The sequence below is a fragment of the Clostridium tarantellae genome (assembly GCF_009295725.1).
Classification (GTDB): domain Bacteria; phylum Bacillota; class Clostridia; order Clostridiales; family Clostridiaceae; genus Sarcina; species Sarcina tarantellae.
The window spans coordinates 1-10,548 of sequence record NZ_WHJC01000114.1 but is presented as its reverse complement, the minus strand read 5'-3'; the positions used below and the strand labels follow the sequence as shown (position 1 = coordinate 10,548).

The window sequence follows — 10,548 nt, the reverse complement described above, 5'->3', positions numbered from 1 at the left end:
AAGAATTTAATATTAAGAATTCTTATAAATAAACTAACATATAAGGAGAGATGAGGAATAATATTATGAAAATAAAGCATAGGGTATTAATAAATTTTTTCAGTTTTTGTTGTGTTTTTTTATTATTAGCAGAAGCAGTTTATGGAAATGATATAAAAGTAAAAGTATTTGATAAAGAATTAAAAGAAAAAAACGAATATATGGATATAAATTTAAATATACCACAAGTGAATATAGATAGTAATATAAGCTTTAAAGATAAAATAAATAAAAGTATTTATGATGATATAAAAAATTGGAAAAGAGATTTAGAGTATTTAGCTAAAAATGATAAAGAAGATTTTCAAAAATCTAATGCACCATGGATTCCTTTTATTTTAAATACTACTTATAATGAAGCATATAATAATAAGAATATTTTAAGTTTAGTAATAGATTATTATCAATATACTGGAGGTGCCCATGGATTAACTACAAGAATTTCTTATAATTTTTATTTAAATGAAGAGAAAAAATTAATGTTAAAAGATATATTTAAGGATAATTATGATTATAAAGACTTTATTGATAATTTTATAAAAAAAGAAATTGAAAAGTCACCAAAGGAATATTTTAATAATGGAAAAAAATTTACTGGAGTAAAAGAAAATACTGATTTTTATATTTCGGAAAAAGAATTAGTTGTATATTTTCAGTTATATGAAATTGCACCTTATTCATCTGGTATAAGAGAATTTAAAATTCCATATAAACTATTAAAAGATAATTTAAAGTATGAGTTAAAATAAATTTTATAAATTAAAAGGTGAGGTTGTTAAATACCTCATCTTTTAATTATAATTAGTAATAAAAGTAAAAAAATAGGTGGTGACAATTTTGCAAGAATTACAAGAGATTTTTAAAGAACAGAAAAGTTTTTTTGAAAGTGGACAAACATTAAATAAGGATTTTAGAATTGAAATTTTAAAAAATTTAAAAAACACAATCAAAAAAAATGAAGAAAATATATTAATAGCTTTAAATAAAGATTTAGGAAAATCTAATTTTGAAGCTTATATTACAGAAGTTTCAATGATTTACGAAGAAATTAATTTGCAAATAAAAAATATAAAAAAGTGGAGTAAAAGAAAAAAAGTAAAAAGTCCTTTAGTACAATTTCCTTCCAAAAGCTATATATATTCTGAACCTTATGGCATAGTTTTAATTATAGGACCCTTTAATTATCCATTTCAATTAATGATTTCTCCAATGATTGGTGCTATAGCAGCTGGAAATACCGTTTTAATAAAGCCCTCAGAAGCAACTTTAAATACTTGTAATGTAATAAAATTAATTATAAAAGAAGTTTTTTCAAGAGAATATGTAGCTTACATTAATCCAGAAAAAGGAAAGGGGGTTGTTGAAAATTTATTAAAATTAAACTTAGATTATATATTTTTTACTGGCAGTAAATTTGTTGGGAAAATAATAATGAAAGAAGCAGCAAAAAATTTAATTCCTGTGACTTTAGAATTAGGTGGAAAAAGTCCCTGTATTGTAAATGAAACTGCTAAAATTGAAATTGCAGCTAGAAGAATAATATGGGGAAAACTATTAAATTCAGGTCAAACTTGTGTAGCTCCAGATTACATATATGTTCATAAAAATATTAAGGATAAATTTTTAAAAGCTTTAGTAGATGAAATAAAAACACAATATGGTAATGTTGAAAAATCAAAATATTATCCGAGAATAGTAAATGAAAATTCATTAAGTAGAATAATATCTTATATTAATAAGGATAAAATTTATTTTGGAGGTAATTACATACAGGAAAAACTTTATATAGAACCTACTATATTAAAGGATATAACTTGGAATGATAAAATTATGCAACAAGAGATATTTGGACCAATTATACCTGTTTTGGATTTTAACAATATAGATGATGTTATAAAAGAAGTAAATAGTAAGTCGAAACCATTAGCTTTATATTACTTTGGTGAAGATAAAAATACAATTGATAAAGTTTTAAGTGAGACAAGTTCAGGAGGGGTAACTATAAATGATACAATAGTTCATGTTTCATCACCATATTTACCTTTTGGTGGAGTTGGACAAAGTGGATTAGGACAATATCATGGAAAAGCAAGTTTTGATTTATTTTCACATAAAAAAAGTGTTATGAAAAGAGGGACTTGGCTAGATTTAAAAATAAGATATGCACCTTTTAATAATAAACTAAAATTAATAAAAAAATTAATGAGGTAAAACAAAAAAAAGTTGTAATAAACTTATATAAATTACAAAAAATGTAGAAAGTTTAAAATCAGTGTAGTATAATTAACATATATGTGTATGTTTTAAAAAAATTTAAAATTATTATTTATTTTTTTATAATCTAACTTACTATGCCTGTTAAACAATAGATTCATATATACACATGTATATTTTAATTAGCACTATTATAAGTTAATTAATTGTACTTGTTTAAAAGTATGTAAAATATATATTTTACATACTTTTAATTTTAATTAAATTAATTTAAGTCAATTAATTAAGATAAATTACACTTACAGATATATAGACAAAAATATTGTTAAATTATACAATAAAGGAAATTAATTATAATTAGGGGGTTTATTATGAAATATAATTTTCCAGCAGGATTTTGGTGGGGAGCGGCAACATCAGGTCCACAATCAGAAGGGACTTTTAATAAATTACATAAAAATGTATTCGATTACTGGTTTGAGATATCACCTAAAACCTTTCACAATGAAATAGGTCCAAATATAGCATCAAATTTTTACAATAGTTATAAAGAAGATATTAGTATGATGCAAGAAATAGGGTTGAATTCTTTTAGAACGTCTATTCAGTGGACAAGATTAATAAAAGATTTTGAAAATGGTGAAGTATGTGAAGATGGGGTTAGATTTTATAATGAAGTTATAGATCAATGTGAAAAAAAAGGTCTTCATTTAATTATGAATTTACATCATTTTGATCTTCCAGTGGAATTATGTGAAAAATACGGAGGCTGGGAATCAAAGTACGTAGTAGATTTGTTTGTAAAATTTGCAGACAAATGTTTTGAACTGTTTGGTGATAGGGTAAAATATTGGGCTACATTTAATGAACCTATAGTTATAATAGAAGGTCAATATTTATATAAATGGCATTATCCATGTATAGTTGATGGAAAAAGAGGTATACAAGCTGCTTATAATATAGCTCTTGCTACAGCAAAAACTATTAAATTATATAAAGAAAAAAAATATGATGGAGAGATTGGTATAATAGTTAACTTAACACCATCTTATCCAAGATCACAAAGTAAGGAAGATTTAGAAGCAGCAAATATTTGTGATTTATTTTTTAATAGAATGTTCTTAGATTCAGCAGTAAAAGGTGAGTTTCCAGATGAATTAGTAAATATTTTCAATAAGGATAATGTTTTATGGGAAAGCACTAATGAGGAATTAAAGATAATAAAAGATAATACAATAGATTTTCTAGGAGTTAACTATTATCAGCCTAGAAGAGTAAAATGTAGAGAAGAAATATTAACAGAAGAAACGTGGACTCCAGAAAAATATTTTGAACCTTATGAAATGCCAGGTAGAAGAATGAATCCACATAGAGGTTGGGAGATATATCCTCAGGCTATGTATGATATTGCTAAAAATATACAAGAAAATTATGGTAACATAAAGTGGTATATTTCAGAAAATGGAATGGGAGTAGAAGGAGAAGAAAAATTTAAAAACTCACAAGGGGTAATAGAAGATTCTTATAGAATTGAGTTTATTACAGAACATTTACAGTGGTTGCATAAGGCAATACAAGAAGGAAGTAACTGTGTAGGATACCATTTATGGACTCCTATTGATTGTTGGTCTTGGTGCAATTCATATAAAAATAGATATGGTTATATAGCTTTAGATTTAGAAACACAACAAAAAGTTCCTAAAAAATCAGCAAATTGGATAAAAGAAGTTGCTAAAAATAATGGATTTTAATATTGATTAACTTTATACTCACAATTTTAAAGCCTTAAACATAAAATACAATATAACAATTTATGGAGTTGAAGGCAGCGTGATTTATTCACTAATTTTAGCAGGAGGAAAAGGAACAAGATTATATCCACTTTCAAGAAGTAGTGAACCTAAACAATTCTTAAAGGTTGTTAATGAAAAAAGTTTTTTATCTAACACCGTAGATAGAATACGTACTTTAGTTAGTAAAGAAAATATATGTGTTATAACTAATAAGGATTATGAAAATAAGGTTAGAGCAGAATTGCAAGATATTAAATCAGAAAATATATTTACTGAACCTGCTAATAAAGAAACTGCTACATGTATAGGTCTTTCAGCCGTAAAACTTTTAAAGAAAGATAAAGATGCAGTTATGATTGTTTTGCCTTCAGATCATCACATAGAAGGGGATAAAAATTATTTGCAAACATTGGAGCAGGCTATAGAAATTGCGGATAAGAGGAGAGGAATTGTTACTATTGGTATAAATCCAACAAGACCTGAAACTGGATATGGATATATAGAAATGGGAGCAAGGATTAATGGAAACATTCCAACTTATAAAATTACAAGATTTACAGAAAAGCCTAATTTAGAAGTTGCTAAGGACTTTTTATTGAAAGGTACTTATTTATGGAATAGTGGGATGTTTATATTTAGAGCTGATGTAATCTTAAGAGAGATTGAAAAATATATTCCTAATATGTATAAGTGTTTAATGGAAATATATAAGCATATTGGTGAGAAAAATGAAGAAGAGATAGTAAAACAGCAATATGACTTAATAGATGGGATCTCCATAGATTTTGGAGTTATGCAAAAAACAAGAAAATCTTTTGTGATTAAATGTGATTTTGCTTGGGATGATATAGGAAGTTTTTCAGCTTTAAGTAGGTTTTTACAAAAAAGTAAAACCAATAGAGTCTCTGATGAAGTATTTTTAGAAGAGTGTGAAAATTGTTCAGTGTTTGGAGGAAAAAAATTAATAATAGGTTTTGGAGTTAAAGATTTAGTTGTAGTTGATGCTGGTGATGTGATGTTAATAATGGATAAAGATAGAGAACAAGAGGTAAAACAGCTATTAAATTCCATTAGTGAAGCAAAAAACTTAAATAGATACTTATAAGATAGTGGGCAATCTTATTAAATAAAGACCTATATGTTAATACATATAGGTCTTTTAAATTGGAATTGCTATTTTATTCTTAATTTAATTAAAAATGTAAACATAATAAGTTTATTTTGTGATAGAATAGTAATGTTAGAAAGGTCTGTTATTTAGGAGGTGTAAGAAAAATGGATGATAGAGTAGTTGATTTTAGTGAATTAAAAAATAAAGCTAGAGATAAAGATATAGATAAATTTGAATCCTATATGTATGATTTATATTTTTCTTTAGCTCAGGGTCAACTTTCAATGGCTGAATTTACAAAAAATATCATGAGTTATATGGAAAAAAATAATATATCTCAAGAAAAATTTTTCAATATTCAAAAAGAGATGTTAAAAAGATATGGAATGGACATGGGTGACATTGAAGAAAAAATGAAGAATTTAGGTATTAAAATGCCACCTATAAATACTGAAACAGACTATGAAAAATTAAGAAAAAATTTAAGTTTTCAAGAAAAATATAAAGACAGATTAAATACAAGAAATGTTTCTAAATATTATATAAAAAATGATTTAAATGATGTTGAAATTATTTTAGACGATATAAAGGTTATTTTACAAAGTACTAAAAAAATTAACTTGCAAGATGTAGAATTAAATGAATTTTTATGTTCTTATAAAAAAACTATAGAAAATAAAATGTTAAATATTAGTATATGCGAAAATGTAAGTATATACGATTATTAGTTTTAATAAACTTTATAGATAGTATAATGTAATTTTTTACATATCTATAAAGTTTATTTTTCATATCAAATGTAAAATTTTATCAAAAGTGTATGAAGGTTGTATATGTTTTTATTATAGATATTAGAATTTTACAAGCATAGAAATATTTAAAAAATAAAAATGTGAGGTGTATATTATGTTAGTTAATACACATATATTGATAGGGCAAAATATATTGAAAAATATGGAGTCTAATAAAATTGTTTTAGTAAGTGATAAAAATTTTTTATATGGCTCTATAAAGCCAGATATGGTTTCAAAGTATAAATTAAAAAAGCATTATTTAGATGAATCCTATGATATGGTAATAAGAAAAATTACAGCATTATCTAGTTTAACATTAGATGATATAAGCAAACGATTTTCTATGAGTAAATTTAGTCAAGAATTAGGGGTAATATGTCATTTTTTATGTGATTTTTTTTGTGTACCACATAGTGAACGGTGGGAGTTTAAGCATAGTATGAATAAACACATAAAATATGAAAAAGAATTAGCAGTTGTATCTAAAGAATACATGCCAAAAGGAGATAAAATTAAAATATTTGAAAAATATGATATTGAAGATTTTATAAAAAATCTTCATAAAGAATATAAAAGAGACATGGATTATAAAAATGATTTACTTTTTTCAAATTATATATGTAACAGTGTAATGGATTTTATATTAGATTCTATAGTTTATAATACAGTATGCAAAAAATATAGAGGAATAGCTTAAAGTTTATAAACTATAAAAGAGTGCTTAAAAAATAAATAGCACTCTTTTACATTTATAAAAATGTTTAATGTTGAAAGTATTGTATAAAAAGAGGTAAAATAGTATTTATAAAGTTACATAATATAATAGAGAGGGAATATAATGGAAAGTAGAGTTTCAGAACCCATATATAAGCAAATTGCCTTGGATATAGCAGGTAGAATTTATAATGAGGATATAAAGGTTGGAGATAAGATTTCAGGTAGATCTACTTTAGCTAGTAATTATAACGTTTCACCAGAAACAATTAGAAAAGCAATAAAGTTACTAGAGGATATGGATGTAGTTATATCAAGCAGAGGCAGTGGAATTAATATCATATCTAAACAAAATGCTTATGAATTTATAAATAGATTTCATTCTATAGAAAGTGTTACAACTTTAAAACAAAGTATAGATTCCTTATTAGAAGAAAAGCAAGTTATAGAAAAGAATATAAGCGATATGATAGAAAAAATTGTGGATTATTCAAATAGATTGAGATATACTAATCCATTAACACCTATTGAAGTTGAAATACCTGATAATTCAGACATTATTGGTAAAAGTATTTCAGAGGCAAAGTTTTGGCAAAATACAGGAGCTACTATTGTTGGTGTTAGAAGAAATGGTGAATTAAATATTTCTCCAGGACCATATTTTACATTTAAAAAAAATGATGTAATTTTAGTTGTAGGAGAAGAAAAAATTTTTTCAGCCATTAATAAATATTTTAATAAAAATATACTTTAAAAAAACCATGATAAAAACTATTTTGTTTTTATCATGCTTTTTTTATGAAAAAATTAAATTTTGTTGACAATATAAATCAATAAGCATATAATGAAATAAACATATGAACAATTGTTCATATGTTTTAGGAATGAATGGAGGATTTAATATGAGTGAAATTAATAATATAGAAAAATGTAATTGTACAATAATTCATCAAGATATAGTGGAGAAAGTTAATAGTCTTTTACCGAAAGAGGAAGTTTTATATGATTTAGCAGAATTATTTAAAGTTTTTGGAGATTCAACAAGAATAAAAATATTATGTGCTTTATTTGAAGAGGAAATGTGTGTATGCGATATGGCAAAATTATTATCTGTAAGTCAATCAGCAATATCACATCAATTAAGATTATTAAAGCAAATGAGATTAGTTAAATTTAGAAGAGATGGAAAAGTAGTTTATTATTCATTAGCTGATGAACATGTTAAACATATATTTAATGAAGGATTAAAACATATTTTAGAATAGGGAGGGATTGTTTTGGAAGTTGTAAAATTATATTTGGAAGGGTTAAATTGTGCTGGATGTGCCGTTAAGATTGAAAATAAAATAAATAAATTAAATGGTGTAAAAGAAGCAAATTTAAACTTTACAACTAAATTATTGGTTATAGAAACTTTAGATAAAAATTTTAATGAAGAAATAAAAGTGGAAACAAAATCAATAGTAACACAATTAGAACCACATGTTAAAGTTTTAGACCAAACTATAAAAAATAAAACAATAAAACGTCCAACCTATGGTCATGCTATGAAAACTAGTAATAAATTAGTTAAAAGTAGAAAAAAATCACATGATCATTCCCATAGCATGGGCATAGAACATAGTGTTGATAAAAAAAGATTAATAAAATTTGGTGGAGCAGTGGGGTTATTTATAATAGGGCTTGCTTTTAATTTAAATAAAAATTTAGAATTAATAATATTCTTAATAAGTTATCTTTTAGCTGGTGGAAATATTATATTAAAAGCTATAAATAATATTATTAAAGGTCAAGTTTTTGATGAAAATTTCTTAATGACAGTAGCTACTATAGGAGCATTTGCTGTTGGGCAATATCCAGAGGGAGCGGCAGTAATGATTTTTTATCAAGTAGGAGAATTATTACAAGATTATGCAGTTAATAAATCAAGAAAATCTATTGCAGATTTAATGGATATAAGACCAGATTATGCTAATGTTATAAAAAGTGGAGTTGAAAAAAGAATTTCACCAGAAAATGTGAAAATAAATGATATTATCATAGTAAAGACAGGAGAAAAAGTTCCATTAGATGGAGTTGTTATAAATGGTATAGCAAGCTTAGATACTTCTGCTTTAACAGGAGAATCATTACCTAAAGATGTACAAGTAGGCGATGAAGCTTTAGCTGGATGTATAAATAAAAGTGGTTTAATAGAAATAAGAGTTACTAAAATTTTCAAACAATCAACTGTTGCTAAAATATTAGATTTAGTAGAGAATGCTGGTAATAAAAAAGCTTATACAGAAAAGTTTATAACTAAATTTGCTAGGTATTATACTCCTATAGTAGTTATTTTAGCTATTTTAATAGCCATAATTCCTCCAATATTTATACCACAAGCAAGTTTTTCACAATGGGTATATAGAGCATTAATATTTTTAGTTGTATCATGTCCATGTGCATTAGTAGTTTCTATCCCATTAAGCTTTTTTGCAGGAATAGGATTAGCTTCAAGAAACGGTGCTTTAATAAAAGGAGGAAATTATTTAGAAGCATTAAATCATGTTGAAACAATAGTTCTTGATAAGACAGGTACTTTAACTAAAGGGGTATTTAAAGTAAGTAAAATAAATACAGAAAATAATATAAGTAAAGAAGAACTTCATAAGATTGCAGCATATGCAGAGGTTTATTCTAATCATCCTATTGCAAAATCTATAGTAGATAGTTTTTATCCAAAAATTAATAAAGATAAAATAAAAGACTATGAAGAAATTGCAGGAATGGGTATAAAAGTTCTAATAAATAATAGGAAAGTATTAGCTGGAAATATAAAGTTAATGGAAAGTAATAATATTAATATTAAGCCTATTAATGCAATAGGAACTGTTGTATATTTTGCTTTAGAAAATAAATATATAGGAAATATAGTAATATCAGATGAATTAAAAAATGATTCTATTCAAACAATAAAACAGTTGAAAAATGTAGGGATAAAAGAAACTATAATGCTAACTGGTGATAACAAAGAGGTGGGAGAAGCTATTGCAAAAGAGTGTGGAATAGATAAAGTTTACTGTGAGTTATTACCACAAGATAAAGTTAGTAAGATAGAAGAAATTTTAAATAATAAATCTCAAAAAGGAAAAGTAGCTTTTGTTGGAGACGGAATAAATGATGCTCCAGTATTAGCAAGAGCTGATATTGGAATAGCTATGGGAGGAATAGGAGCAGATGCAGCTATAGAAGCGGCAGATGTTGTTATAATGAATGATGAGCCTTCTAAAATAGTTACATCTATTAAAATAGCTAAATTAACTAAGAAAATAGTATGGCAAAATATAATTCTTTCTTTTGGGGTAAAAATGTTAATAATAATACTTGGTGCTTTTGGTATGGCTACAATGTGGGAGGCTATTTTTGGAGATGTAGGTGTTACATTGTTAGCTATATTAAATTGTAGTAGAATATTTAGAAAAAATTTAAACCTATAGAAAAATAATCATTTAATCAAAAAAATGTCGAAAATACCATAATATATTATGTCTAATAATGTTGACAAAACACAGATTAATTTTGTATAATAATCTAGGCAAGAATACTTTCAGGCATAGGGTATAGATTGCAAGGGTTATTCCCTTAATTTTTTGATAAACATTTTAAATGTTTAAATAGACTTGTGTGTACGTAGGGTTTAAAATACACACAAGTCTTATTTTTTTATTTTTATTTTTAAAAATAGTATTTAAAAATTTTTATAGTTATAAATAAATTAATATGATAAATTTAAAAAAAGAATGTTAAATTATAGATAATGTGTTTTGAAGTATGTTAATATATATTAAGAAATGATAAATGTTTAATTTAAACAAAAATTAAAAATTTAATGTAATTTTAATAG

Annotated in this window: 9 protein-coding genes; all 9 read left to right on the top strand. The window is 24.9% G+C overall.

The features are described 5' to 3' along the window. Window positions 1-65 precede the first annotated feature (65 nt). Window positions 66-788: a DUF3298 and DUF4163 domain-containing protein gene (locus tag GBZ86_RS08815; RefSeq protein WP_170272193.1), complete on the top strand. Its 723-nt coding sequence runs from the start codon at window positions 66-68 to the stop codon at window positions 786-788. Window positions 789-876: 88 nt separating this feature from the next. Next, a complete protein-coding gene (locus tag GBZ86_RS08810) occupies window positions 877-2,250 on the top strand; it encodes an aldehyde dehydrogenase (RefSeq protein WP_152889778.1) in 1,374 nt (457 codons plus the stop codon). Between the two features lie 374 nt (window positions 2,251-2,624). Continuing rightward, window positions 2,625-4,004 carry a glycoside hydrolase family 1 protein gene (locus GBZ86_RS08805; RefSeq protein ID WP_152889775.1) on the top strand — a complete coding sequence of 460 codons (1,380 nt, stop codon included), beginning with the start codon at window positions 2,625-2,627 and terminating at the stop codon, window positions 4,002-4,004. Window positions 4,005-4,083: 79 nt separating this feature from the next. Beyond that, complete coding sequence (locus GBZ86_RS08800; protein WP_327444726.1) at window positions 4,084-5,151, top strand: mannose-1-phosphate guanylyltransferase; 1,068 nt, start codon at window positions 4,084-4,086, stop codon at window positions 5,149-5,151. A 170-nt stretch (window positions 5,152-5,321) separates the two neighbouring features. Then, window positions 5,322-5,885, top strand: coding sequence for a DUF3867 domain-containing protein (locus GBZ86_RS08795; protein WP_152889772.1), 564 nt, complete (start codon window positions 5,322-5,324; stop codon window positions 5,883-5,885). 178 nt (window positions 5,886-6,063) lie between these two features. Further along, window positions 6,064-6,648: a zinc dependent phospholipase C family protein gene (locus GBZ86_RS08790; protein ID WP_152889769.1), complete on the top strand. Its 585-nt coding sequence runs from the start codon at window positions 6,064-6,066 to the stop codon at window positions 6,646-6,648. A 141-nt stretch (window positions 6,649-6,789) separates the two neighbouring features. Further along, window positions 6,790-7,419 carry a GntR family transcriptional regulator gene (locus GBZ86_RS08785; protein WP_152889766.1) on the top strand — a complete coding sequence of 210 codons (630 nt, stop codon included), beginning with the start codon at window positions 6,790-6,792 and terminating at the stop codon, window positions 7,417-7,419. Window positions 7,420-7,567: 148 nt separating this feature from the next. Then, window positions 7,568-7,930, top strand: coding sequence for an ArsR/SmtB family transcription factor (locus GBZ86_RS08780; RefSeq protein WP_152889764.1), 363 nt, complete (start codon window positions 7,568-7,570; stop codon window positions 7,928-7,930). A 12-nt stretch (window positions 7,931-7,942) separates the two neighbouring features. Then, window positions 7,943-10,141 (top strand): heavy metal translocating P-type ATPase, encoded by a 2,199-nt coding sequence (locus tag GBZ86_RS08775; protein ID WP_152889761.1) that lies wholly within the window; start codon window positions 7,943-7,945, stop codon window positions 10,139-10,141. Window positions 10,142-10,548 lie beyond the last annotated feature (407 nt).